The 25,490-nt window shown below is 30.5% G+C and carries 20 protein-coding genes; 13 read left to right on the plus strand and 7 right to left on the minus strand.

Annotated elements, in window-relative coordinates:
• Window positions 1–213: 213 nt before the first annotated feature.
• The 4 genes from C4S75_RS00775 (at window position 214) to yaaA (ending at window position 3,757) form a co-directional block, all read left to right on the plus strand.
• Window positions 214–567, plus strand: coding sequence for a hypothetical protein (locus C4S75_RS00775; protein ID WP_105296409.1), 354 nt, complete (start codon window positions 214–216; stop codon window positions 565–567).
• 258 nt (window positions 568–825) lie between these two features.
• Window positions 826–1,560, plus strand: coding sequence for a Fe-S cluster assembly ATPase SufC (sufC, locus tag C4S75_RS00780; RefSeq protein ID WP_105296410.1), 735 nt, complete (start codon window positions 826–828; stop codon window positions 1,558–1,560).
• Between the two features lie 46 nt (window positions 1,561–1,606).
• Window positions 1,607–2,872 carry a Fe-S cluster assembly protein SufD gene (gene sufD / locus C4S75_RS00785; RefSeq protein ID WP_105296411.1) on the plus strand — a complete coding sequence of 422 codons (1,266 nt, stop codon included), beginning with the start codon at window positions 1,607–1,609 and terminating at the stop codon, window positions 2,870–2,872.
• Between the two features lie 126 nt (window positions 2,873–2,998).
• Window positions 2,999–3,757 carry a peroxide stress protein YaaA gene (yaaA, locus tag C4S75_RS00790; protein ID WP_105296412.1) on the plus strand — a complete coding sequence of 253 codons (759 nt, stop codon included), beginning with the start codon at window positions 2,999–3,001 and terminating at the stop codon, window positions 3,755–3,757.
• A 15-nt stretch (window positions 3,758–3,772) separates the two neighbouring features.
• Here yaaA and C4S75_RS00795 read toward each other — a convergent pair whose 3' ends face one another.
• Entirely contained in the window at window positions 3,773–4,303 is a 531-nt protein-coding gene (locus tag C4S75_RS00795; RefSeq protein ID WP_158254190.1) for an RNA polymerase sigma factor, read from the minus strand.
• Window positions 4,304–4,484: 181 nt separating this feature from the next.
• On the opposite strand from C4S75_RS00795, the gene C4S75_RS00800 reads away from it, so the two are divergent.
• From C4S75_RS00800 to C4S75_RS00825, 6 genes are all read left to right on the plus strand, one after another.
• Window positions 4,485–5,030 carry an HdeD family acid-resistance protein gene (locus C4S75_RS00800; RefSeq protein ID WP_105296414.1) on the plus strand — a complete coding sequence of 182 codons (546 nt, stop codon included), beginning with the start codon at window positions 4,485–4,487 and terminating at the stop codon, window positions 5,028–5,030.
• A gap of 290 nt (window positions 5,031–5,320) precedes the next feature.
• The gene (gene groES, locus C4S75_RS00805) at window positions 5,321–5,599 is read left to right on the plus strand and encodes a co-chaperone GroES (protein ID WP_055426187.1); all 279 of its coding nucleotides are present in this window, start codon (window positions 5,321–5,323) and stop codon (window positions 5,597–5,599) included.
• A gap of 34 nt (window positions 5,600–5,633) precedes the next feature.
• A complete protein-coding gene (groL, locus tag C4S75_RS00810) occupies window positions 5,634–7,262 on the plus strand; it encodes a chaperonin GroEL (RefSeq protein ID WP_105296415.1) in 1,629 nt (542 codons plus the stop codon).
• A 478-nt stretch (window positions 7,263–7,740) separates the two neighbouring features.
• Window positions 7,741–8,667, plus strand: a complete 927-nt coding sequence (locus tag C4S75_RS00815; RefSeq protein ID WP_105296416.1) for a mevalonate kinase — start codon at window positions 7,741–7,743, stop codon at window positions 8,665–8,667.
• 53 nt (window positions 8,668–8,720) lie between these two features.
• A complete protein-coding gene (locus tag C4S75_RS00820) occupies window positions 8,721–9,617 on the plus strand; it encodes a UbiA family prenyltransferase (protein WP_105296417.1) in 897 nt (298 codons plus the stop codon).
• An 81-nt stretch (window positions 9,618–9,698) separates the two neighbouring features.
• Entirely contained in the window at window positions 9,699–10,595 is an 897-nt protein-coding gene (locus tag C4S75_RS00825) for a pseudouridine synthase (protein ID WP_105296418.1), read from the plus strand.
• A gap of 21 nt (window positions 10,596–10,616) precedes the next feature.
• On the opposite strand, the gene C4S75_RS00830 is transcribed toward C4S75_RS00825, so the two are convergent.
• Together C4S75_RS00830 and mltG are read right to left on the minus strand one after the other, a co-directional pair.
• Window positions 10,617–11,612, minus strand: a complete 996-nt coding sequence (locus C4S75_RS00830; RefSeq protein WP_105296419.1) for an acyltransferase — start codon at window positions 11,610–11,612, stop codon at window positions 10,617–10,619.
• A gap of 10 nt (window positions 11,613–11,622) precedes the next feature.
• The gene (mltG, locus tag C4S75_RS00835; RefSeq protein WP_105296420.1) at window positions 11,623–12,645 is read right to left on the minus strand and encodes an endolytic transglycosylase MltG; all 1,023 of its coding nucleotides are present in this window, start codon (window positions 12,643–12,645) and stop codon (window positions 11,623–11,625) included.
• 129 nt (window positions 12,646–12,774) lie between these two features.
• Here mltG and C4S75_RS00840 point away from each other — a divergent pair, with 129 nt between their 5' ends.
• Window positions 12,775–13,497, plus strand: coding sequence for a shikimate dehydrogenase (locus C4S75_RS00840; protein ID WP_105296421.1), 723 nt, complete (start codon window positions 12,775–12,777; stop codon window positions 13,495–13,497).
• Window positions 13,498–13,505: 8 nt separating this feature from the next.
• Here C4S75_RS00840 and C4S75_RS00845 read toward each other — a convergent pair whose 3' ends face one another.
• From C4S75_RS00845 to C4S75_RS00860, 4 genes are all read right to left on the minus strand, one after another.
• Window positions 13,506–14,261, minus strand: coding sequence for an SDR family NAD(P)-dependent oxidoreductase (locus C4S75_RS00845; protein WP_105296422.1), 756 nt, complete (start codon window positions 14,259–14,261; stop codon window positions 13,506–13,508).
• Between the two features lie 89 nt (window positions 14,262–14,350).
• On the minus strand, window positions 14,351–15,010 hold the full coding sequence (locus C4S75_RS00850; protein ID WP_105296423.1) for a hypothetical protein: 660 nt from the start codon (window positions 15,008–15,010) through the stop codon (window positions 14,351–14,353).
• 11 nt (window positions 15,011–15,021) lie between these two features.
• A complete protein-coding gene (locus tag C4S75_RS00855; protein WP_146105537.1) occupies window positions 15,022–16,350 on the minus strand; it encodes a DUF5689 domain-containing protein in 1,329 nt (442 codons plus the stop codon).
• Window positions 16,351–16,390: 40 nt separating this feature from the next.
• Entirely contained in the window at window positions 16,391–19,186 is a 2,796-nt protein-coding gene (locus C4S75_RS00860) for a TonB-dependent receptor (protein WP_105296425.1), read from the minus strand.
• 80 nt (window positions 19,187–19,266) lie between these two features.
• Between C4S75_RS00860 and C4S75_RS00865 the strand changes: the two genes are divergently transcribed.
• A complete protein-coding gene (locus C4S75_RS00865) occupies window positions 19,267–20,457 on the plus strand; it encodes an endonuclease (protein ID WP_105296426.1) in 1,191 nt (396 codons plus the stop codon).
• 275 nt (window positions 20,458–20,732) lie between these two features.
• Window positions 20,733–24,926: a type II CRISPR RNA-guided endonuclease Cas9 gene (cas9, locus tag C4S75_RS00870; RefSeq protein ID WP_105296427.1), complete on the plus strand. Its 4,194-nt coding sequence runs from the start codon at window positions 20,733–20,735 to the stop codon at window positions 24,924–24,926.
• Window positions 24,927–25,490: the final 564 nt, after the last annotated feature.

The following is a 25,490-nucleotide window of genomic DNA, read 5'->3' on the forward strand; positions in this document are numbered from 1 at the left end:
TTACCGATTTCATTTAGTAAGAATTTCCTTTTTTTATTCTTTTTTATTAAAAGCTTCTTTATTATTAGCTTTTCTTATCCCTTAATTTTCAAGAAGACCTAAGCTAATAATTTTTGTTATCGAAACCAGATACTTTAAAAATTAATATTTTATATGATATAATTAAAGTTATTTCATATTAAAACCTTAAATGACAACCTTATAAAAGCCCATATGATACCTTATTGTAAAGAAATTAACGAAACACTATTTTATTTTTTTATCCAAAACAAAGGTGTGATCCTTGTTACTGTGATCAGTATGATCGCTCGTTCCTTATATAAAGGAACTTCTGTATGCAGACTTCTTATCAAAACACCCATTTCCATAATAATAGGAATTTCTATGGGGATACTGATGCAAGAATTTACCGATGTATCCCTCAATACTATATTTGTATTATGTATGCTTACCGGTGCATATACCGGAGAAATTTTAGATGGCATTGAACAACTTTTAAAGTGGATTCCATCGGCTTTAAAGAAAATTATAAGTAAAAAACTGAATATTGACGATAAAGACCTTTAATTTAAAGAGAATCAATATCAATTGAATTCATTGAATTTATTATAACATACTTTTTAAATAAGAAGTATTTAAAAATGAGCGATTTTTCTGTGAAATATTCTATTTAATAGGAATTTGTATTAGTAAGTCTTTGAAAAATATTTATTTAAATAATGTTAATCAATTTTGAAATCAATAAAATTTATAACCTATTTTTTAAAGCAGTTATAAAGGTAGTATATTTGTTTTTGAATAAGTTTAAGATAATATACGATAAAAATGCTATCAATAAAAAATTTGCACGCAAGAATTGGAGAAAAAGAAATACTTAAAGGAATAAATCTTGAAATTAATAAAGGAGAAGTACATGCGATTATGGGTCCTAATGGAGGAGGAAAAAGTACGCTTTCCAATGTAATTACCGGAAGAGAAGATTATGAAGTTACCGAAGGTTCTATTCTTTTAGAAGGAAAAAATTTGTTAGACCTTGCTCCTGAAGAAAGAGCCAATGCCGGTATATTTATGTCTTTTCAATATCCCGTGGAAATTCCGGGTGTTAGCGTTTCCAACTTTTTAAAGGCAGCCATAAATGCTAACCGCAAAGCTCGAGGACAGGAAGATATTTCGGCACAGGAATTTTTACAAAAAGTTAAAGAAAAATCTGAAATGCTTGAAATTAGAAAAGATTTTCTTTCCCGATCTCTTAATGAAGGATTTTCAGGAGGTGAAAAGAAAAGAAATGAAATTTTCCAAATGGCTATGTTAGAACCTAAATTATCCATTTTGGATGAAACGGATTCAGGGCTTGATATTGATGCATTACGTATTGTTTCTAACGGGGTTAATAAATTAAAAAATAAAGATAATGCCGTTTTAGTTATTACTCATTACCAACGCTTATTGGATTATATCGTTCCTGACTTTGTACATGTTTTAATGAACGGAAAAATTATAAAATCGGGAACTAAAGAATTAGCATTGGAATTAGAAGAAAAAGGTTACGATTGGTTATAATTTTCAAATACGCCAATCAGTCATCCTCTTAACTAAAATTAGTAAAATGAACATTCCACAACATACTGAATTAGTAAAAATTATAAAACAAGCTCAACAAACATTAGAGAATAGCAGTCTTCCAACCTCAAAAAATGAAGATTGGAAATTTTCTAAAATAGCAGATTTTAATCCGGAAACTTATGAAGCTGCAAAAAACAATCCTGTTTCTAAAGAGACTATAGAGAGTATTTTAGGTAATGAATCGAATTCTTTTAAAATAGTTTTGATTGATGGAATCATTTCACCAATGTATTCCAATTACCCACAGGATTCATGGAAAGTGCTTCCTTTTTCTGAAGCATTACAAAATGAAACGTATAAAACAATTATTCTCTCTAAGCTAAATTCCATTTCTAATAATGAGAATTATTTTAACGTATTAAATACGGCATCATATCAAGAAGGAACTTTTATTTATGTACCTAAACAAACAATAGAGAATCAGTTAATTGAATTAATTTATATAAGCTCAAAACAAGAATATAAGGCCATTAGCAACCTTCGTAATTTATTTGTCATTGAAGATCAGTCTCAAATTCAAATTTCTGAAAGAATTCATACGCTTTCTGAATTGGACATCTTTCATAATATAGTTACAGAAATTTTTGTTGGAAAAAATACGAATTTCAGCCTTTATAAAATTCAGGATGATAAACATTCCTCTTGTTTAATAGACTCTACCTATATTGAACAAGAAAAAGACAGCAACGCTTTTGTGCATACTTTTTCTTTTGGCGGCAAAACGGTTCGTAATGAGTTGTCATTTGATCACAAAGGCGAAAATATCAATTCAACGTTAAAAGGGGTTACCCTTATAGGAGATGGACAAGAAGTGGGAAATCATACACTTGTTAAACATAACCAACCTAATTGTGAAAGCCATGAACTTTATAGAGGAATATATCAAGAATCTGCACATGGCATATTTAACGGAAAAATCAAAGTAAATAAAATAGCTCAAAAAACGAATGCTTTCCAGCAAAATAATAATATTTTGCTTTCTGAAAATTCGAGCATCGATACGAAACCTCAGCTAGAAATTTTTGCAGACGACGTGAAATGTTCCCATGGATGTACCGTAGGTCAACTTGATGATGATGCCTTGTTTTATATGAAACAAAGGGGAATTCATGAGAAAGAAGCTAAAGCTTTACTTATGTTCGCATTCTGTGCGGATGTAATGGAATCTGTTTCCATTCCTTATTTGAAAAATAAAATAAACAAGATTATTGCTCAAAAATTAGATGTAAATTCTGATTTTGAAATATAAAAAATATATATAATTTTTTTCAAAGGTTAGGATTAATTCCTAACCTTTAGTATTTAAATAAGTTAAATTCAACGTTTAAACATCAATCTTTTTTAATAACTTAGCTACATCGCTAATAAATTTTAAATGAAAATACTTCTTTCTCCGGCAAAAATTATGAGTTTGGAAACCAATTCAAGCTGGAATCAACACACTCAACCCGAATTCATTGATTATAGTAAAAAATTACAACTTGTTTTAAAGGAATATTCTCCATCTGAATTAGAAAATCTCTTGAATATTTCATCAAAATTGTCCGAAGAAAATTGGGAACGAATTCAGAAATGGACTCCCAATCCTTTAAAAAAGGAGTGCGTACAGGCTATTTTTGCATTTAAAGGAGAAGTTTACAGAGGGCTAGATGCCGAATCCTTATCTAAATCCGCCTTAGATTATTTACAAAAAAATTTATTAATTCTTTCAGGCCTTTACGGTTTGCTTCATCCTTCAGATGATATTATGTTATATCGATTAGAAATGGGTAAAAAACTTAAAACCGAACGAGCCAACGATTTATATGGGTTTTGGAAAGATATATTGACTACTTATTTGAATAATTTACTTGAAAATGATGAACCTATACTTAACCTTGCCAGTAAAGAATATTTCAAAGTATTTGATCTTAAAAAGTTGAAAGGTCAAGTTAAGGATATTGAATTTAAAGATTATAAAAATGGATCTTTAAAAAGTATTATGATGTATTTTAAAAATGCCCGTGGAAAGATGACTCGATGGTGCGCTGAAAACTCTATAACCCATTGGGAGGATATCAAGACGTATAATGAGGACGGATATGAATATTCAGATCAATTATCTACAGAAAAAAGTTTAGTATTTGTTAGGTAATTAAAGTAAATTTTTTTAAGATAAAAGCTTACGTGCTCTCATCAAGCTTACTTTTACATTAGCTAAAGATAAACCGGTTTCTTCAACTATATCTTTAAGCTTTTTTCCTTCTACATATCGAGAATAAATTAATTTTCGATAATTTTCAGGAAGATTATTTAATCTTTTTTCAAATGCTTCTAAATTTTGTTTATCAATAAACAACTGCTCAGGCGATGGTTCCCAATCTCTTGGTTGTTGATAGTCATCATCTAAAAATTTATTTTTATCCTTATTTTTTTTTCTTAAAAAATCTATGGCTGAATTATGTGCAATGGATGTTACCCAAGTTCTAAAATCAAAATCAGAATTGTATAAATTTAACTTACTTAAAACTTTTGTAAAGGTTTCAACAGTGAGCTCTTCTGAATAATTTTCATCTTTCACTAAAGAAAAAATATAGGATTTAATATCACTCCAAAATAAATTTACTATTTTACTTTGAGCCTGTTGCCTGGAATTTTTTGCTTCTTCGATTAGCTGTAATAGATCTAATTTATTTTTCAATTTGAAATTATTCTCTTTTTTTAGTTGACAATCTACAATAATAATACCTAATTAAAAAAATAAAAATTTAATAGTTACACTTATTATATGGACACTTACCAACCTTTATTTCATTTGTATATAACAATTTCATGGCATTATTTTTGAAATTATCTTATCCTAATAATTACATAAAATTTATATGAAATCTTTTATAAAAAATTGGTGGATTATGCTCCTTTTAGGCATATTGTTCATTTTAGCAGGTATTATAGTAATGGTGTCTCCTACTCCATCACTAATTTTCTTAACAACATTTTTTTCTGTCTCTTTTCTGGTTTTTGGTATTTTCGAAATTGTTTTTTCATTAAGTAATACTCATACCAGCAATTGGGGATGGTATTTGGCCGGTGGTATTTTAGACTTATTGGTAGGAATTATATTAATATCCTCCAATATATTTACTCAAATGGGGATCTTATCTTTCTTTATTGGCTTCTGGCTGTTATTTAAAGGAGTTAGTTTAATTGGCCACTCGTTTGATATTAAGAACATGGGGTTAAGTAATTGGGGATGGTTATTAACTTTAGGCATACTGGAAGTTATCCTTTCTTTTGTAATAGTGGTATTCCCTCCAATCGGATTAGCCGCTTTGCTAATATGGGTTAGCATATCTATGTTGTTTTTAGGAATCTATTACATAAGTTTATCTTTTAGTGTTAAAAAAATAAAAAATAATATAGTTTAATTTTAAATTATCTATACTTCATTATAGACCTTTGATATTTTTATTTTATCAAAGGTTTTTTCATTTACACATAACTTTTTTAAATGCATTTTAAACTTATAATACTGTATTACAACTACTTATTTATAAAAATAAATACCCCGCTTAAACCATATATATTAGTCATCTGACACCTTGACGCGTTTACTTTCTTTTTGTCATAAAACTTTTATTTGGCATATTTTTAGAAAAAAGAAAAGGGTATTACCAATTAGTTTAAAAAAATAATATAAAAATTAAAAATAATAGATATGTCAGAACTATCAATTAAACCATTGGCTGACCGTGTAGTAGTAGAGCCGGCAGCTGCTGAAACAAAAACAGCTTCAGGAATCATTATCCCTGATAGTGCTAAAGAAAAACCACAAGAAGGGGTTATAGTTGCAGTAGGAGCCGGAAAAAAAGACGAACCGTTGACTGTTAAAGTTGGTGATAAAGTTTTATATGGAAAATATTCCGGAACTGAACTAAAACTTAATGGAAAGGATTATCTTATAATGAGAGAGTCTGATATTTTAGCAATTGTTTAATTAAACCAAATACGTAAATCTTAAAAAAATTAAAATGGCAAAAGATATAAAATTTAATATTGAATCTAGAGATGCCCTTAAAAAAGGGGTAGATGCTTTAGCTGATGCTGTTAAAGTTACTTTAGGACCTAAAGGAAGAAATGTAGTTATACAAAAATCTTTCGGAGCTCCTCATGTAACTAAAGACGGTGTTACTGTTGCAAAAGAAATTGAATTAGAAGAGCCTATTGAAAATTTAGGAGCTCAAATGGTTAAAGAAGTTGCATCTAAAACCAATGATGTTGCCGGTGATGGAACAACTACAGCAACTGTATTGGCACAAGCTATTGTAAGAGAAGGATTAAAAAATGTAGCTGCGGGTGCAAATCCAATGGATTTAAAAAGAGGGATCGATAAAGCTGTAGCTGCTGTTGTTGAAGAATTAAAAAAACAATCTCAAGAAGTTGGTTCTGATTCAGAAAAGATCAAACAAGTTGCATCAATTTCTGCAAATAACGATGATACTATCGGTTCACTTATTGCTGAAGCTTTCGGTAAAGTAGGAAAAGAAGGTGTTATCACTGTGGAAGAAGCAAAAGGTACTGATACTTACGTAGACGTAGTAGAAGGTATGCAATTTGACAGAGGATACCAATCTCCTTACTTTGTGACTAATACAGATAAAATGATCACTGAGCTGGAAAATCCATATATTTTATTATGCGATAAAAAAATATCCAGCATGAAAGATTTACTTCCTGTATTAGAACCGGTTGCACAACATGGTAAATCTTTACTTATTATCTCTGAAGAAGTAGATGGTGAAGCTTTGGCTACTTTAGTAGTAAATAAGTTAAGAGGGTCTTTAAAAATTGCTGCTGTTAAAGCTCCAGGATTTGGAGACAGAAGAAAAGCAATGTTGGAAGATATAGCTATTTTAACAGGAGGAACCGTTATTTCTGAAGAAGCCGGATTAACTCTTGAAGGAGCAACATTAGAAATGTTAGGTACTGCTGAAAAAGTATCTATTGATAAAGATAACACGACCATCGTTAACGGTGCAGGAAGTGATGAAAATATCAAACAAAGAGTAGCTCAAATTAAAGCTCAAATTGAAAATACTACTTCTGATTACGATAAAGAAAAACTTCAAGAAAGACTTGCTAAATTAGCCGGAGGAGTTGCTGTTTTATATGTAGGTGCTGCTTCAGAAGTTGAAATGAAAGAGAAAAAAGACCGAGTAGATGATGCATTACATGCAACTCGTGCTGCCGTTGAGGAAGGTTTTGTTGCCGGAGGAGGTGTCGCTTTAGTTCGTGCAATTAACGGAATTGAATCTCTTAAAGGTATTAATCAAGATGAAGAAACCGGTATCAAAATCGTTAGAAGAGCTATTGAAGAACCACTTCGTCAAATTGTTGCTAATGCCGGTGGTGAAGGTTCTGTTGTAGTTAATAAAGTTAAAGAAGGAAAAGATGATTTCGGTTACAATGCCAAATCTGAACAATACGAAAATATGTTCAGTGCCGGAATTATTGACCCTACTAAAGTAACTCGTGTTGCATTAGAAAATGCGGCTTCTGTTGCCGGAATGTTATTAACTACTGAATGTGTAATTACTGATATTAAAAAAGATGAACCTGCAATGCCTCCAATGGGTGGAGGAATGCCGGGAATGATGTAATAATCACATTTTTTCTTTATAAAGTAAAAAAATCCCGGAATTCCGGGATTTTTTTATTTTATTTTAAATTATTCAATTGATTTTTAGAATATTCTTTATTTTATATTTATACCGTTATTTGTTGAAATTATTTTTCCCCATACATTACAACTAGTTAACTTCTTATTTAAAAAATCGCCTACAACAGGTTAACTTGCTAATTAGGTGATTAATAGCAATTACATCCAAACCTAAAAAACTACTGATACATATGCAATATCCCAAAATTTTTATATAATTAAGTTAATGTTTTAATCTCTGAAAAAATTAATGTCAAATTATTCATTATCAGCATGAATATTTTGTTTTTATATCGAATGGATTCAAATAATTTTTAAAATTAGAACCTTTCAAAGGTTTATAAAAATATTAGTTAAATTTTAATTACAAAATTAATATAATGTGTAAATTTGTAATGTTTTTTGAAGAATATTAAAATATGAAGCATCCTTTATTTTATGCAAAAATTTTACTCTTTGGAGAATATGGAATTATTGAAAATTCAAGAGGGTTAACCCTACCCTACAATGCCTATAAAGGAACTTTACAGTTTTCATCAGAACTTAATGAAATTGAATCAAAATCAAATAAATCATTGCATAAATTTGCAGATTATTTGAAAACTTTATCATTGCCTGAAAAATTTTCGATTAATATTTCTCAGCTTGAAAAAGATATTGAAAAAGGAATGTTCTTTGATTCTAATATTCCTCAAGGATATGGGGTTGGTAGCTCCGGTGCTCTGGTAGCAGCTATCTTCGATAAATATTCTGTAAATAAAATCTCATCTGATAAGATTCTAAAAACGGATTTAAGAGATTTAAAAAATGTTTTTGGACAAATGGAATCTTTTTTTCACGGTAAAAGTTCAGGTATTGACCCTCTTATCTGTTATATGAATATTCCTTTGTTAATTCAACCTAATGCAGATGTTGACAAAATAGGATTAACTGAGAGCAAAGACGGAAAAGGAGCTGTTTTTTTAATTAATTCCGGTATGCCCGGAGAAACAGAACCTATGGTTCAGATTTTTTTTGAAAAACTTAAAAATGAAGGTTTTAGAAAAACATTAAAAGAAGAATTTATAAAATATAACAACAATTGTATAGATTCTTTTCTCAATAGGGATATGGGGTCCTTTTTTCAAAACTTGAAACATCTTTCTCTATGGGCCTTAGATCATTTTACCCCTATGATCCCTCGAAAATTTTTAAAAATTTGGAAAAAGGGTATTGATACTAATACCTATTATTTGAAACTTTGCGGATCGGGAGGAGGCGGATATATATTAGGTTTTACCCAGGATTATGAAGCTACTGAAAAAATGTTAAAAAATTATAAAAAAGAAATCGTATATCGTTTTTAATTATAAATCCCATAATTTTTTTTGTATTTTTACCTGATTAATATCCTTAATGGATGTACTCTTCAGGAAAAAAAATATTTTTAATTAACCTTTCTTTTTTGGTTAGAGTTAGAATTTTTAATGTAATTATGCTAATTCTAGCCATGTATATTTCTGCTATCTATTTATTTGGTGATGAAAAAAATATTGTCGAAAATTTAAAAAATATAAAGCTTCATGGTATTATCTTATCCTCATCACTAAGTGCCATGGCTGGTTATATTATAAATTTTTTTTACGATCAGGAAAAAGATATGATATATAGACCGATAACTTCTATATTGCAACGATTTATCAGTAATGGAATAGCTTTACGATTTTACATTTTTTTCAATTTCGTATCTTTAACTATTGCCATAGTGTTATCTTATCGTATTTTTATTTTTTTTCTAATTTATCAATTTATCATTTGGTTTTACAGCCATAAACTTAGTCGAATAGTTTTTATCAATAATTTGACTAATTCTGCAATCATGCTTTTTCCTTTTTTAGCGCTGTTTTTATTTTATGAAAATTTTTCTTCTTACATTTTATATCTTTCTGGATTTTTATTCTTTATCATATTCATAAAAGATATTTGTAAAGATCTTCTCTCCTATAAATATGATCATCTATTTAACTACCATACTTTGCCTAATACTTTAGGTATTATACCTACCAAAATTATATTAAATATATTATTTTGTTTATTATTAGGTATTTCCTTTCAATTAAGTTGCGAACCTCATCTTTATGAAATACGACTTTATTATTTACTAACCATACTATTATGCGTTTGTTCGATTGTGGTTATCTGGTTAAGTAAACCTCAATATATTCAGATATTAATATTTATGATCAAATTTTGGATTTTTTTAGGCACTATTTCTCTAGTATTTATTGATGGGAATCCCTTAACTTTGCACTTTTAATGAAGTTTGTTTAAAAATAGCTTTCTACCCTATTTATATTCACATATATCATAAAGGTATATTAACATAGATTTGTAACAGATGAAAAATAATAAATCATACGACAGAAGAGGCTCTGGAAGAAATGAAAAGTCTCATAAAAAAGAATATTTCAAAGCCAATGATAAAAAGGAAAATAAACCCGGTAAAAAAAATAAATTCGAGGATAAAAAACGATTTGCATCAACTGCTCCATTTAGAAAAAGATTACCTAAAACTCCTAAAGAAAATGACGGAACAAGACTTAATAAATATATAGCAAATTCAGGAGTTTGCAGCAGAAGAGAAGCGGATATATTTATTCAAAATGGAGTTGTTGAAGTTAACGGAAAAATTATTACAGAATTTGGGTATAAAGTACAACCGGGCGATGAAGTATTTTTTGACGGGAGATATATTCGTCCTGAGAAAAATGTATACGTACTTTTGAATAAACCCAAAGGTTATATTTCAACCACTAAGGATGAAAAGGCCAGAAAGACCGTATTAGATCTAGTTGCCAACGCTTCTCCTTATCGTTTGTATCCTGTTGGCCGATTGGATAGGCAAACCACCGGTGTACTTCTTTTAACCAATGATGGAGATCTTACTAAAAAATTAACCCATCCTTCCCATGAAGTTAAAAAGATTTATCATGTCACATTAAATAAAAAAGTTTCGGTTGAAGATTTTGGCAAATTGTTGGAAGGTTTACGATTTGAAGAGGGAGTAGCTAAGGTTGACAAGATATCCTATATTGAAGGAGCTCCAAAAAACGAAGTAGGGGTTGAAATCCATATCGGGTGGAACCGTATAATTCGAAGAATGTTTGAAAGGTTAGGATATGAGGTAGAAAAGCTCGATCGGGTAATGTTTGCCGGATTAACAAAAAAAGCATTAAAACGAGGTTACTGGAGAATTCTCACAGACCTCGAAGTTAATACTTTAAAAATGCTTTAATTATTATAATATTAAACTTTCCTATTGGAAAGTTTTTTTCTTTATAGTTATCTTATTAACAATATTGTCAACTAATTTTTGCCAAATATACGCCAAAATAATTGTTACAATAAATGCGCAAATATCTTGAATATTTGAAGGCAAAAACAGATAAAATAAGAATAAGATTTTTTCGTGGAAAATAAATAAGGTAAGACTGTGAATTCCAAAAAAAGTGAGAATAGGAAATTTATACGACTTAAATAAAGAAAAGAAATAACATAAGAACATACACAATGGGAATGTTATAAGAATAAAAGGAGCCACATAAATTCCATATTGTTCAAAATAGGGAGTATAATAATAAAAATAATAAAGAAAGCTTACTCCTGCTATTAGACTTAATGCACATAAAACTATTGTAAATTTGTTTAATTCATATTCCTTATTTCTAATTAAGAAATCGGCTAACCAAAATCCTATTACATAATGAGGAATTCTAAAAGTTAAATTATAAAGATAATCATAATTCCCATTAGTAGAATAGCTAAAAACATATGCTGCTATAATAGCAAATATAGTAGTAACATTCTTGTTAATTTTAAAAAATTTATAATATAATGGCGTTACCAAATATAAAAATATAAGTGCCGGTATATACCAATCGTATATTTTTCCTAAACCCACATTTCTCCAGTAGCCTAAGGTAGTTAAATTATAAAATAATGAATCTGTATTCCAAATTCCCAATTTTATCGCTATAATAGTTACTATTATAACAATTGGATAGTAATAAGGTAATATACGTAACGCTCTTTTTTTATAAAAATGTCTTATTGAATCATCATTATGGATTGAAAAATAGACTCCAAAACCGGATACTAATATAAAAATATCCACCCCTCCATAACCTATACGCTTAAAGAATTCAAAAAATGTTGATGTACCTACCTGCACATGCGAATGGAAAAACATGACCCATAAAATGGCAACACCCATCAATAAAGTTCTATACTTACTAAGCAAATTTAATTTCATAATATTTATTTTAGTTTATTTTGATTGAGTTTAACCATTCTATATATGCTTTTGCATTTTTCATATGTTCTTCCGGTTTTGAAGTAAAGGCATGTCTGCCGGTATTTCTAATAGCGCACATATATAAATATTCAGTTTTAGCCGGATTTAAAACGGCATCGATTACAAAATCATTAGGAATACAAATAGGTAAAGGAGGTAAGCCTTTATACTTATAGGTATTATATGGAGAATCAATAGACACATTTTTTACTCTCTTGATTTGAACCTTAAAACCATATACCTTTCTTTCTGCATACTGAACGGTAGGATCCGATTGTAATTTCATATTTTCTTTTAAACGATTAAGATATAAGCTGGCGATGATGGGCAATTCTTCTTTATTTACATATTCCCTTTGAACTATGGAAGCTAAGGTATAAACTTCTAAAATAGACAACCCTAAGTTATCGGCTTCTGCCTTTCTTTTTTCATTCCAAAAACGGTTATGAATAGTTTCAAATCTTGAAAATAATAGTTCCGGTGAAGTATTCCAGTCCATATAATAGGTTTCCGGAGTGAAATATATTTTCAGTTCTTCTACATCATTATATCCTTTTAATGATGCTTGTTTTTTAAAATAATTTATAAAATGTAAAGAATCGTCCTCTAAATGTTTACCTAAGTCGGAAGCCAATTCATAAATGTCATCATATGATTTAATTCTTAAATGAACTTCATCTTGTTTGCCCAATAATAAACGTCTGATTAAATCTTTATTATTTTCTCCTACATTTAATTTATATCTCCCGGCTTTTATTTTATTCGGATATTTTTCGGCATAAGCTACTTTGTCAAAAGATTCAATGTCTTTAAGATAAGGAGCGATCATTTTTTTTACCTGATGGTAACTAGCTCGAGTTGGAATATATATAAGCTTTTCCTGTATAACATTTGAGCTGTAATATTTTTTGTAATAAGGAACGCCTACAATAATTAATCCCAACGAAAATAATAAAAACAAAATTATTATGACAATAATTATTTTTTTCATATTCGATTACTTGGTTCGATAAACATCCAATATGGATTGAACGCTGCAAAAATACATATCTTTATTTAATTTGTATAATATAAACTCGGGTTTTTATATATTTGTTAGTAACTTCAAGTTTAAAAAAATATGATTTTAGGTTTATTAGGAAAAAATATTTCTTATTCTTTTTCCAAAAATTATTTCACGGAAAAATTTAAACTACTGGGATTAAAAGATTTTTCCTATAAAATATTTGATATTCCTTCCAAAAATGATATTTCAAAACTTTTTAACACGCCAGATTTACTCGGTTTTAATGTTACCATTCCTTATAAAAAAGATATACTAGATTTTCTAGATGAATTAAGTCCTGAGGCTGAAAAAATTGGAGCTGTTAATACGGTTAAAATTAAAGGTAAAAAAAGGATTGGTTATAATACCGATGCAATCGGTTTTAAAAACTCATTAGTTCCTTTATTAAAACCTCATCACCAATCGGCTTTAATTCTCGGTAACGGTGGAGCTTCACAAGCGGTCGCTTATATTTTACACCATCTTTCCATACCTTATACAATCATCTCCCGAAACGGAATAAATACTTATAGCTCATTAACCCAAGAAATAATTTCATCTCACAATTTAATTATAAATACAACACCGGTAGGAACTTATCCTAATATAGATGATTGTCCCCCTGTACCCACTCATTTTTTTACCCCTGAACATTTAATTTATGATTTGATATACAATCCGGAAGAAACTAAATTGTTACAACTGGGAAAAAAAGCAGGTTCACAAACTAAAAATGGATTGGAAATGCTCCATTTACAAGCTGATCATGCCTGGAATATCTGGTATGAAAATAAGTAACTAAAAAATTATTTTCTGTCAAATAACGTTCCGGAAGCTTGAGCTTTCGGAAATATGGTCATATCCGCAATTTGTACATGATCAGGTCTTGATACTGCATAATAGATAGCGTCCGCTATATCTTCTGCGACTAAAGGCTCAAATCCCTGATATACAGCATCTGCCCTTTTTTGGTCTCCTTTAAATCGAACCAAGGAAAATTCAGTTTCAACAGCACCCGGAGCAATATTGGTAACCTTTATCCCTTGAGTTAACAAATCCATTCTCATTCCTTTACTGATTGCCTCCACGGCATGTTTAGTTGCACAATAAACCGTTCCTTTTGGATAGGTTTCCTTTCCTGCAATAGAACTTATATTAATTATATGTCCTCCTTTGTTGGCAACTAAAATAGGCACAACAGCTTTGGATACATACAGAAGTCCCTTAACATTCGAATCTATCATCGAATCAAAATCATCAATTGAAGAATCCAAAAATGTGTCTAATCCATGGGCATTTCCTGCACAATTTACTAATATATTTATATCTTTCTTATTTTGATCCGACAAACTTTCTATTGCAGAAAATACCGCTTCTCTATTTCCAACATCAAATGAAAGAGTGGTTATTTTCACTTTATCTTCCAATGCTTTTTTTATATCGTCCAATCTACTTTTTCTTCTTCCACAGAGTATAAGATTGATTCCATTTTCAGCGAATATTTTCGCCGTAGCTTGACCTATACCTGAAGTAGCCCCTGTAATTAAAGCTGTTTTTTGCATATACTATTTTTAAAGAATTTACCTACTAAATATACAAAATTATTCCAATTAAAATAGTTTATAAAAAACAGTTTGTATATTATTTGACTTTATTCAAAATTCGGAAAATTCTCAACCAATTCAATATCATCAACTCTAAAACCTCTATCATTACTTGCCGCTTCACTAATCAATTCTAAGGTTGAAATTTCTTTTAAAATTTCATCCGGAATTCTGATCATTACGCCTTTATATTTGTTTCTATTGTTGAAGGCATTGAGTTCAATATCGGGTAATGTCAGCTCTTTCTCATTAAATCTAATTCTTAGCTTGTTTGTATTAGAAATATCATCTGAGTTATAAATATTTGCATTGAAATTATATCTCAAGGCTATATTTTTCCGGTTTCCTAATGGGATATTACTTATCATTAAAGATGATTCTTTGTTTGCCGGGAACCATATAAAAAATTCTTTCTTGGCAATTTCACTGGATCCGTTTAATTTTCTTATATCAGCCAGTTTAAATGAATCCGAATAAACTGCTCCTACTGCTTCTCCATCAAAATTAGTAACCGCAGATATTTTAGGCCATGGACTTGAAATAATTATTCCTCCCTTGACTTTTGTTACCTTATTAAAAGTTTCTTTAAAAAATCCGCTTGGAGGAATCGGTGGCGTTGAATAGTCATCATTATCAACACAGGAGATAAGAAATCCTTTAATTACCAATCCAATTATTATAAGTGAATATATGTATTTTAATTTCATCATTTCAATAATTAATCTTCCAATTGTATCGTATCAATCCTAATTCCTTTTTTATTTTTACTTGCTGATCCAAAAAATTCAATTTTTTGAGTACCATCCGGAATAGGAATTCGCACAGTATAAAATGTATTTTTATTGTTGCTTACATCTAAAGCAATATGGGGCAGCTCTACTTCAACATCATTACATTTCACTATTAAATCATCCACAAAGCCAATATCCAATGAATTAAAAATGCCTACATTAAGTTTAAACGATAAAACCATTTGTTTATGACCAGATGTATTGATATGGTCTATAATTAATGAGGCATTCGTATTTGCCGGAAACCATACTAATGGAGAAGGAAATGAACTTCCAGAAGTCCTAATATCTGCTTTTCCATAAGGATCACTATAGGTGACCGATTGAGAATTATCAAAACCGATTGCATTATTTATTTTAGGTCTTACGGATACATTTGAAACCTTATTAAAAGTTTCAATAAAAAAAGGTTGAGTAAGTGGAAAATTTTTGACATCTTCTATAGTTCTCAGGTTCAATCTATAGGTTTTATACATCCCATCATATCGGGTCATAATTCCTCTCAATTTACCCTCTCCATAGGGAATTTTATATCCCGCAAAAGAAGCATAATTACTTACAGGTATAGCAAAATAATTGAGATTTATAGTATTTACCTGATTGTCAGTGCTTGAATTGTTTCTTACAAATGTCTTACCCGGTTCATTAAATTCTACTCTGCTAATTTCAACCAAGGTACACAAATATGTTTCGTTATTATTGACCTCTTTAGCCGTTAATAATTTACCGGCTGAATTTCTTTTAATAACCAATTCTTCTTCATTTTTTTGATCTTTACCCAACATAATATTCGATTTCATAATTGAAGGAGATATTTGATCGACGATATATTTTTCCGGCTGTGTGGGAAGCATACCAATCTGAACCATACCGTTTTGCTTTCCATAATAGAGATCATCTAATTTAATATATAGTTTAGACCCAAGCGGATAATAAGTATATAAGCTGGATTTATTAATGCTGAGTACAATCCCTTGAGTTCCGTCTTCAGTAACTAAAAATAAATTTTTATAAAAATTTCCGGCATGATCTGTTGAAATAACATAGCCCTCTAAAATTTCGCCATTTGTAAAAGCTTTTGCCTCTATACCATTTTTTCCGGTAAAAACAGGAGCTGTTTTTAAAAGATCAGAAATGTATACAGTTGCTTGCATTAGCCGACCTTGATTTACTGAGGGATTTTTATAATCATCATCATGTACACAGGCCAAGAGAAACCAAGATATAAATATAAATAGTACACTATTTTTAATCATTTTATCAATTTTAAAATTTATCGTTTATTTCAGCATTAATTTAAAATCTAAAAGAAACGTTTATGAAATACGATCTGCCTCTATCGTAAAAAAGCTTATTGTCAAAAAGCGGATAGGCCAACGATTTATCTTTTTCCAATTGTTCATAATTGGAATATCTTCCTTGTTCAAATGATCCGGTAACATATCCTCTTTCATTTAAAATATTATTTACCGAAGCACTTAAACCCAGGGAATACTTACCCATTTTAAGAGATTTACCCAGGGAAGCATTTAACATAAAAACATCTTGAAATTGCTTCTGTTTTACTATAGATTTAACATTTTCTTGAGTAGCTCCCTCATAAGGAAAAGCATCATCTTTCATAACAAAGTTTTTGGTTCTTGATAGAGAAGATATATTCGAATAATTATCTTGTAAGAAATTACCACTAACTCCTACCCACCAATAGTTAGGCGAATCATATTTAATTGCTACAACATATGCTTTTTGCGGTGTTCCGGTAATCTTATAATTTTTAATGAAAGAAGATCCGTAATCATGTACACCCGGTGAATTATCACTAAGTATGTACAAATTAGGATTATTTTTATACGTATATTGTCCTACAGATGCTATTCCGGAGAGGGTTAAAGATGGTGTTAATTTCCATTCCAATCCTATTTCAGAACCCAAATAGTCTTTTTCAACACCTGCTAAAACTTCTGAAACAAACGCGTCTTCACTTTCATCTAAACCAACTCCTTTAGCATAATAACGTGTTATTTCTACCGCATCTTTTATCTTTGTATAGTATCCGGTAATCCTGGCTTTCACAGAAGGAGACCTTAAAATATATGTTAAATCATTTGTATTTATTCTTTGATTGGATATATGAGGTGTTATATCATTATTTAATCGGGAATTCACAAAAATTTCATTTAAAGTTGGTGAAGACTCAAAATAGGCGGAGTTTACTATAATGAAATTTCTTCCATTAATCTTATAAGTTATTCCTGTTCTAAGACCCAATTCTGTAAAATTGGCTTTATTAGATTTTCCGTACGAATTATTCGGATATAATCCGTGTTTAAATTTTCCGTTTCTATAGGCTTCATTCCAACCGAATAATAAAGATACTGCCATCTCCCAATGGTTTAAGGTTACTCTTGAGGTAGCATTTCCCGTTATTTCCTGCCTGAACATTCGGTAATCATATTCCGTTTTCTCGCCTTTCCTTGCTACACTACCCGGTTTTAAGCTGTTATAATCATCGGTAGATGAACCGGAACCATCACCCTTTATAAATGAACTTTTATTTACAACAAAATCTGCTCCCAATAAATCATTTACCTCTCTATAATTATCTGAAACTAAATTTTGATAATTTATATTGAGAAATAATTTCCAATTATCGCTCAAAAAAGTCTGCAAATGAGTGGCAGCATTAAAGGTTTTATCTTTATAAACATCATCCACCAGGAAATAGGAAGCCCTTCTGCCTATTTGCCCGCTGTAGGGATCTTGATATGTTGGAGCATGATAATTTGTATTATATAAATATCCCCAGTCGAGTTGAGTAACGTTGAGATCATTAGTCTCCCAAGCATGAAGAAAATTTTCATATTCCGTCATATTTTCCTGACTAAGCCAGTAACTAGGTAAATTTTTATAATAAGTTGGAGTTGGATTATCGGCTTCATACCTATTTAGACGGGAACTTTTATTATATCCAAATTGATATGAGGCTGTTGTTGTTATCTTTGATTTATCGCTTAAATTCCAGTAATGAGTTAACATAAATATCGGTTCAAAAATTCTTTTTACCCTTTCATTTCTTTTATCTCCATCTTGCCAGCCCCAATATGAATTATAATTCTTACCTCTTATATCATATACTTCTTGTGTATTAGGACTAATTCCTGTTTTTCTTGTAGGGGCACCGAATGCAGTAAGATTTAGTCTGTGATTATCGTTGATTTTTTTTTCCAGGGATGCGAAATATGCATAGGAATTATTATAAGTCCCATCAATTACTCCTTCTTCCATCCATCTTCTGGAACCTGAAAAAGTAAATGCCCATCCCGACGGAAGCATTCCCGAGGAATACGTCGTCATGATTCTATGTTGATACGTACGATTTGAAAAAGAATAGGTAAGCTGAAATCCTTTCCTGTAAGAAGAAGATCGTGTATCGTAATAAGTTGTTCCTCCCAAATTGCTGAAAGAATAATCAGAGATGGTATTATTTTCCGCTAATTCGTAAGGATATTTAATAACATTATTTAAACCTCCCCAATTTCCAAAATCAGGTTTTCCTGTATGATTTTTAGACATCGGAATACCATTAAACATAATATTTGCATAACTGTTATCAATTCCCCTTACTTTGAACCAGTAAGATCCTAATTCAAAAGAGGCGGTTTTAGAAAATACATCTTTAGAAGATTGTAATAATCCTATTCCGGTCATAGATTGAGAACTCTCTTCTTCAGGCGAAAAATCATCTTCCATCAATGTCAATAAACCTTCATCCTCTTGAGAAGGATTATATTCTAATTTTATTACTCCTAAATCTTTCCTCGTTTCTTTAGGAAAAACTTTTACCGTTAGAGTTAAAGGCACATAGCCTACTCTATTAATGATGATTAGATAAGTTCCGGCAGCTACATCTTTAAACTGAAAATATCCTACCCTATCGGATTTGGATTGTATCAAACGATCTTCACCTAAGCTAACGACAGCCTGATCTAAAGGTTTATCCTGGTCTCCTTTGAGATAACCATAGATCATAGTTTGCGCAAATATTACCTGATTTACAAAAAGTATCCAATACAATAACTTAAATTTCATCATCTTTTAGTAATTTCAAGAAGCCTATTGAAGCAAATATAATTATTTATTTTTAGTTTTGTTAATATAAAAAAAGCGGATCTATGCGTATATTTTTAAGAAATATATTTGTTTTTATTTTTTTATTACCTGCTAATACCCCTATTGAAGCACAAATACGATATAAATCAGCAACCGTTATGTTCTATAACGTAGAAAATCTCTATGACACCATTCCATCTGCTGATCTTATTAACGGCACCCTAGATCCTAATGATCCAAAGTATCAAATAAGCGTATCCGAAGATGAAGCTTTACAATCCGGATATGAGATGTACAGAGGTGAACTATCCTTCAATAAACTAAAAGGAAAAAAGGTAATCAGAAAGCATATTTTAACCGATGAATTCCATTACAAAAGTTCGAAACGTTGGAATTCAAAGAAATATAAAGAAAAAATCAATAACATCAGCCGAGTTATATCCGAAACCGGTAAAGCCGAAACTCAATCTATGCCGGTCATCATTGGTTTATGTGAAATTGAAAATGAGCATGTATTGAATGATCTATGCGAAGCCATCAATAAAAGAGGAGGAAATTATGAATTTATTCATTTTAATTCTTTCGATGAAAGAGGCATTGACGTTGGCTTATTATATAACAAAACAAGGTTTATCCCCCTAAATAAACAAAAGCTGTTAATAAATTTACCCAGACAAGAAGGTTATAAAAATTATACACGCGATATACTACTGGTAGAAGGTCTGTTAGAAGGTGAAAAAATGTATTTCTTCGTCAATCATTGGCCTTCCCGACGAGGAGGTGAACAAAGAAGTCTTCCCAAAAGGATGGCGGCTGCCAAAGTCTTAAAACAAGCAATGGACAGCCTAATAAGCATCAACCCAAAGGCAAAAATAGTAGCTATGGGTGATTTTAATGATGATTGCACCAGCCCAAGTATTAAAAAAGGGTTAAATACGGTATCTAAAAAAGAAAACGTAACAACCAGTTCTTATTATAATCCCGCAGAGAACTTATTTAAAAAAGGATTGGGAACTATTACCTATCAAGATTCATTTAGCTTTTTCGATCAACAAATTATGTCTGCTGCCCTTGTTACAGATCAGGAAGGTTATCACTTTTATAAAATGAATGTGTTTGCGCCATTTTATTTAGTTACACAAGAAGGACCTTATAAAGGCTATCCCTACCGTACTTTTTCTAATGATAATTATACCGGAGGATATAGTGATCATTTTCCGGTTTATACTATTCTTATTAAAGAAATTAAATAAGTTTAATTTAAAATAAATTATTCTATATAATTATCCTTAAAAAATACCATCTACTATAACAGCATAAAATCACCTAGACACCAATAAAAAAAGCGAGATAATTCCCGCCTTTAATGTTTTCACAACGGAATAATCCTTATTGTGAATTGCTTTCAAATTTTATTCGCTTCAAATATAATCAATAAATTAAACTAATTCATCATAAATATACATTTTTTTTATTTCTAATTAGTTTATACTTTTATTGAATAATTACTAAAACCAAATAGATCATTATGTCTTTTAAGAAAATTCTTGGCCTGAACGTAGGAGTATCTTCTATTGGCTGGGCTGTTGTCCATGAAAATGAAGAAAATCCAAATTTAAATACTATTACCAAATTAGGGGTGCGGGTGATTCCTATAACCAAAGATGAAAAGAATAATTTTGAGAAAGGATTGTCTGTAACACCCAATGCAGAAAGATCTTCAGCAAGAAGCGCTAGAAGAAATCTTCAACGTTTTAAGCTGAGAAGAAATAACTTAATCGCATTGCTACTTCAAAACCAAATTATTACATCCAACTCTTCTTTGACAGAAAAAGGTAAATTTACCTCTTTCGAAACCTTAAAAAATCGAGCAAAAGCAACAAAAGAAAGAATAGAGCTGGAAGAATTAGCCAGGGTTTTACTTCATATAAACAAAAAGAGAGGGTATAAAAGCAGTCGAAAAGTAAAAAACAATGAGGATGGGAAGGCAATAGACGGAATGGAGATCGCTAAGCTTTTATATGAAAAAAAGTTAACTCCCGGACAATATACTTACCAACTTATTAGAAAAGGAAAAAAACAAACTCCGGACTTTTACCGTTCTGATTTAGAAAAGGAATGGTCTGCATTATGGGATTTTCAAAAAAAATTTTATCCCGATATTATGACCGAAGATTTAAAAAAAGAGCTGGAAGGAAAAGGACAAAGAGCAACTGCCGCTTTATTTCTAAAAAAATATGGAATCAGAATCGCCATAAATAAAGGGAAAAGAGATGAAAAAAAGTTACAAGCCTTTAAATGGAGAAACCAAGCAGTCTCGGAAAAAATAACCCTTGAAGAAATAGCCTATGTTTTGGCTGAAATAAATAACCATATTGCTAATTCCAGCGGATATTTAGGCGCAATTAGTGATCGAAGTAAAGAGCTATATTTCAACCAACAGACAATAGGCGAAAATCTTTTTTCTCAAGTAGAAAAAAATATTCATACCAAATTAAAAAATCAAGTATTTTTGAGACAAGACTATCTTGATGAGTTTGAGCAAATATGGGAAACTCAAGCGCAATTCTACCCTCAACTTACTCCTGAGCTAAAAAAAAAGATTCGAGATTCCGTTATCTTTTACCAACGTAAACTTCGTTCCCAAAAAAGATTAATTAGTCTTTGTGAATTTGAAAACCAAGAAATTGAAATAAGTAAAAACGGAAAAAAGAAAAAGAAAAAAATCGGTTTGAAGGTTGCCCCCAAGTCCTCCCCTCTTTTCCAACAGTTTAAAATATGGCAAAGCCTTGGTAATGTTCTCATCAAAAAGGAAGGAAACGATCGTCCGTTGACGTTAAAAGAAAAAGAATTACTATTTACAGAACTGAATATTAAAGGAAACCTATCCGGACCAAAGGTTTTATCCCTATTAAAATTACCTTCTAAAGAAACTAAAATCAATTTTACGAACCTGGAAGGAAATCGAACTCAAGAACAGCTTTACCGAATTTATCTTAAAATTTTAGATATGGAAGGATATAATGTTTTTGAACTTTTAGACATACCGGAAGATCAAGAAGAATTAAAACCGGGAGACAGTAAAATCCCTGCCGCCGAAATCAAAGAAATAGTAAAATCTGTTTTTGAAACATGTTCTATTTCTACTTCTATATTAGATTTTGACCCGTTGCTTCCAAATCCTGAATTTGAGAATCAAAGCGCATATCAACTTTGGCATCTAATATATTCTTATGAAGAGGACAATTCTACCTCGGGAAATGATAAATTGTTGGAACTGTTAACTACTAAATTCGGATTTAAAAAGGAATATGCACAACTCTTTGCTTCTATCTCATATGATTCAGAATATGGTAATTTAAGTAGTAAGGCTATGCGAAAAATTTTTCCCTATTGTAAAGAAAATACTTTTAGTAAAGCTTGCATATTGGCGGGATATCAAAATTCTAAACATTACCTATCTTGTGAGGAAAGTAATTACCGCAAATTAAAAGATCGACTCGAAATTTTACCTAAAAATTCTTTGAGAAGTCCTGTAGTGGAAAAAGTCATAAACCAATTAATTAACCTGGTAAATTCATTAATAGGTGAATATGGTGCATTTGATGAAATACGCCTTGAATCAGCAAAAGAGCTCAAAAAAAACGCTAAAGAGCGAGAGAAAATTTCAAAAAATAGAGATGCTGCTAAAATTCGATATCAAAAATATTCAGAAATACTAAAAAAAGAATTTAATGTTTCGAATCCCTCTAAGAACGATATAATTCGCTATCGATTATATTTAGAATTGGAAGCAAACGGTTTTAACGATTTATATACTCATACTTCTATAAATAAAGATTATCTTTTTACAAATAGCTATGACGTTGACCATATCATCCCGCAATCCAAAGTATTTGATGACAGATTTTCCAATAAAGTACTGGTTCCCAGACAAGCAAACCTTGAAAAAAGTAATTTAACTGCTTTCGATTACTTATCAAATCAAGGAAAAGAGAAAGAAGAACGCTTTCAAAATGTAATTTCAGAATTATATAAGAAAGGAGCTATTTCCGAAACCAAATATAAAAACTTACGTAAAAAAGGCTCCGAAATAGGAGAAAGTTTTATCAACAGAGAGTTGAAAGATACACCATATATTGTTGGAAAAATTAAGGAAATCCTTTTTGAAATTGCTCCCGATGTGGTTACTACTTGCAGTGATATTACTTCAAAATTACGTAAAGATTGGAACTTAACTGATCTTATGAAAGAGTTGAATATTGAAAAATTCCGTAACGCCGGACTTACAAAGTTGGTTGAAAATTCAAGAGGTGAAAATAAAGAAATGATCATCGATTGGAACAAAGGAAATGACCATCGTCATCAAGCTCTCGATGCTTTACTTGTTGCTTTTACATCCCGAAATCATATTCAATATTTAAATCATATGAATGCTCGGGACGATGAAAAACATAAACGACATGCAGCTATTATTGCTATTGAAAAGAAAATCAAATATAAATACAACAAAATTAATGAAAATGAAAGCAGCCCCTCTCGATTTACTTTTCCAACTCAAAACTTTCGACAAGAAGTCGAAAAGCAATTAAAAGAAATTTTGGTTTCATACAAAACTAAAAATACGGTAGCCACTGTAAACTTAAATAAACCTAAGAAAAAAGGGGGATATTCGCCCAAGCTTGAACTTACGCCAAGAGGCCCTTTACATAAAGAAACCATTTATGGGATGTCAAAAATTTCCCGGACTAAAGAAATAATGATTTCTTCAAAATGTAACTATGAGACGGTATCAATGGTTCAAAATCCTATATACAAAAATGCTTTATTAAAACGATTGAATGATCATTTCAATGATCCTAAAAAAGCTTTTTCCGGTAAAAATTCAGTAACTAAAAAACCAATTTCTTTGAATGCTTATTCGGCCGATACTATTCCTGAAAAAGTTACCATCCAATGGTTTGAAAAAGTTTATACTATAAGAAAAGCTATTACCCCCGAAAATTTTAAAAATGAAAAAACTATTGAAAAAGTATTGGATCCTACCACCCAAAACATACTAAAAAATCGATTAAAAGAAGCGCATGGAAATGCTAAAGAAGCCTTTTCAGATTTGGAAAAAAAACCAATCTGGCTAAACCAAGAAAAGGGAATCTGCATTAAAACAGCAACTATAATCGGAGTTAGTAATGTGGAATCGCTTCATACTAAAAAAGACCATTTCGGAAATGAACTCCTAGATTTAAACGGCAAACCTATTCCGGTGGATTTTGTGAGTACGGGAAATAACCATCATGTAGCTATTTATGAAGATGCAGAAGGAAACCTACAGGAAAAAATAGTCAGTTTTTTTGAAGCAGTCGAAAAAGTAAATCAAGGACTTCCCGTAATTGATAAGTTCTATAATGAAAACCTGGGTTGGAAATTTCTTTTTACCATGAAACAAAACGAGATGTTTTTATTTCCTTCAGAAGATTTCAATCCGAATGATATAGATATCAATGATGAAAAAAACTTAAATCTAATTTCCCAACATTTATTCAGAGTCCAAAAATTAGCCTCTAAAGATTATTATTTCAGACATCATTTGGAAACCGGCATTGAATTTAATGATGCAAATTTAAAAAGAATCACCTGGAGGAGGGAAAGACCTAGTGGGGTTAAAAATATCGTTAAAGTTCGTTTGAATCATATGGGGAAAATTGTTCATATTGGTGAATAAAAAGAATTATAAAAACTTATTCCATTTATACGACATTTCGTTTTATCTCACACTTAAAGATATATCTACTTACTAAATGTAAGGGGGCTATTTTAGGAAAAGGATAGAGAACGTCTTTGTTTGAATTGGTAAAAAATTGTGTAAAATACTTAAGCGGACCTATAGTTATTCCCGTGAGAGCTAAATATCTCCGACATTAAAAAGTAGATTTACTAATTTATTATATTGAAAACACATATGCTATGGAGTAAAAATACAATAATATTTGAATAATTAGCACAAGCTTTTAATAATAAAGATAATTTTAGATTAGATACTTTTGCTCGGAAAGCTCATTTTTTTGCAACATCTCGAGAAGAATCATGCTCAGATTAAAAAGAAGCTTTAAAAGGAGAAAGTTTAAATTATGCTGCGGAAGACAGTCATTATACTTTAGATAGTGCAGACTTTGTATGGTAAGTTTTTAAATGAATTCCAAAATGAAAAAAATAATGTTATTGATTAGAAACTACTAAAATAAGTTAAACAATAAAAAAAACAAGGTTGACTAATTTCACCTAAATG

Origin of the sequence: Apibacter sp. wkB309, assembly GCF_002964915.1 — a bacterium.
Taxonomy (GTDB): domain Bacteria; phylum Bacteroidota; class Bacteroidia; order Flavobacteriales; family Weeksellaceae; genus Apibacter.

Bases quoted from the DNA above. Each gene is read 5' to 3' on its own strand.
- C4S75_RS00825 (WP_105296418.1), top strand. From the start codon at position 9,699: ATGAAAAATAATAAATCATACGACAGAAGAGGCTCTGGAAGAAATGAA.
- C4S75_RS00775 (WP_105296409.1), top strand. From the start codon at position 214: ATGATACCTTATTGTAAAGAAATTAACGAAACACTATTTTATTTTTTT.
- mltG (WP_105296420.1), bottom strand. From the start codon at position 12,645: ATGAAAAAAATAATTATTGTCATAATAATTTTGTTTTTATTATTTTCG.
- sufC (WP_105296410.1), top strand. From the start codon at position 826: ATGCTATCAATAAAAAATTTGCACGCAAGAATTGGAGAAAAAGAAATA.
- groL (WP_105296415.1), top strand. From the start codon at position 5,634: ATGGCAAAAGATATAAAATTTAATATTGAATCTAGAGATGCCCTTAAA.
- yaaA (WP_105296412.1), top strand. From the start codon at position 2,999: ATGAAAATACTTCTTTCTCCGGCAAAAATTATGAGTTTGGAAACCAAT.
- C4S75_RS00850 (WP_105296423.1), bottom strand. From the start codon at position 15,010: ATGAAATTAAAATACATATATTCACTTATAATAATTGGATTGGTAATT.
- groES (WP_055426187.1), top strand. From the start codon at position 5,321: ATGTCAGAACTATCAATTAAACCATTGGCTGACCGTGTAGTAGTAGAG.
- C4S75_RS00815 (WP_105296416.1), top strand. From the start codon at position 7,741: ATGAAGCATCCTTTATTTTATGCAAAAATTTTACTCTTTGGAGAATAT.
- cas9 (WP_105296427.1), top strand. From the start codon at position 20,733: ATGTCTTTTAAGAAAATTCTTGGCCTGAACGTAGGAGTATCTTCTATT.
- C4S75_RS00830 (WP_105296419.1), bottom strand. From the start codon at position 11,612: ATGAAATTAAATTTGCTTAGTAAGTATAGAACTTTATTGATGGGTGTT.
- C4S75_RS00820 (WP_105296417.1), top strand. From the start codon at position 8,721: ATGTACTCTTCAGGAAAAAAAATATTTTTAATTAACCTTTCTTTTTTG.
- C4S75_RS00845 (WP_105296422.1), bottom strand. From the start codon at position 14,261: ATGCAAAAAACAGCTTTAATTACAGGGGCTACTTCAGGTATAGGTCAA.
- sufD (WP_105296411.1), top strand. From the start codon at position 1,607: ATGAACATTCCACAACATACTGAATTAGTAAAAATTATAAAACAAGCT.
- C4S75_RS00865 (WP_105296426.1), top strand. From the start codon at position 19,267: ATGCGTATATTTTTAAGAAATATATTTGTTTTTATTTTTTTATTACCT.
- C4S75_RS00855 (WP_146105537.1), bottom strand. From the start codon at position 16,350: ATGATTAAAAATAGTGTACTATTTATATTTATATCTTGGTTTCTCTTG.
- C4S75_RS00860 (WP_105296425.1), bottom strand. From the start codon at position 19,186: ATGATGAAATTTAAGTTATTGTATTGGATACTTTTTGTAAATCAGGTA.
- C4S75_RS00840 (WP_105296421.1), top strand. From the start codon at position 12,775: ATGATTTTAGGTTTATTAGGAAAAAATATTTCTTATTCTTTTTCCAAA.
- C4S75_RS00800 (WP_105296414.1), top strand. From the start codon at position 4,485: ATGAAATCTTTTATAAAAAATTGGTGGATTATGCTCCTTTTAGGCATA.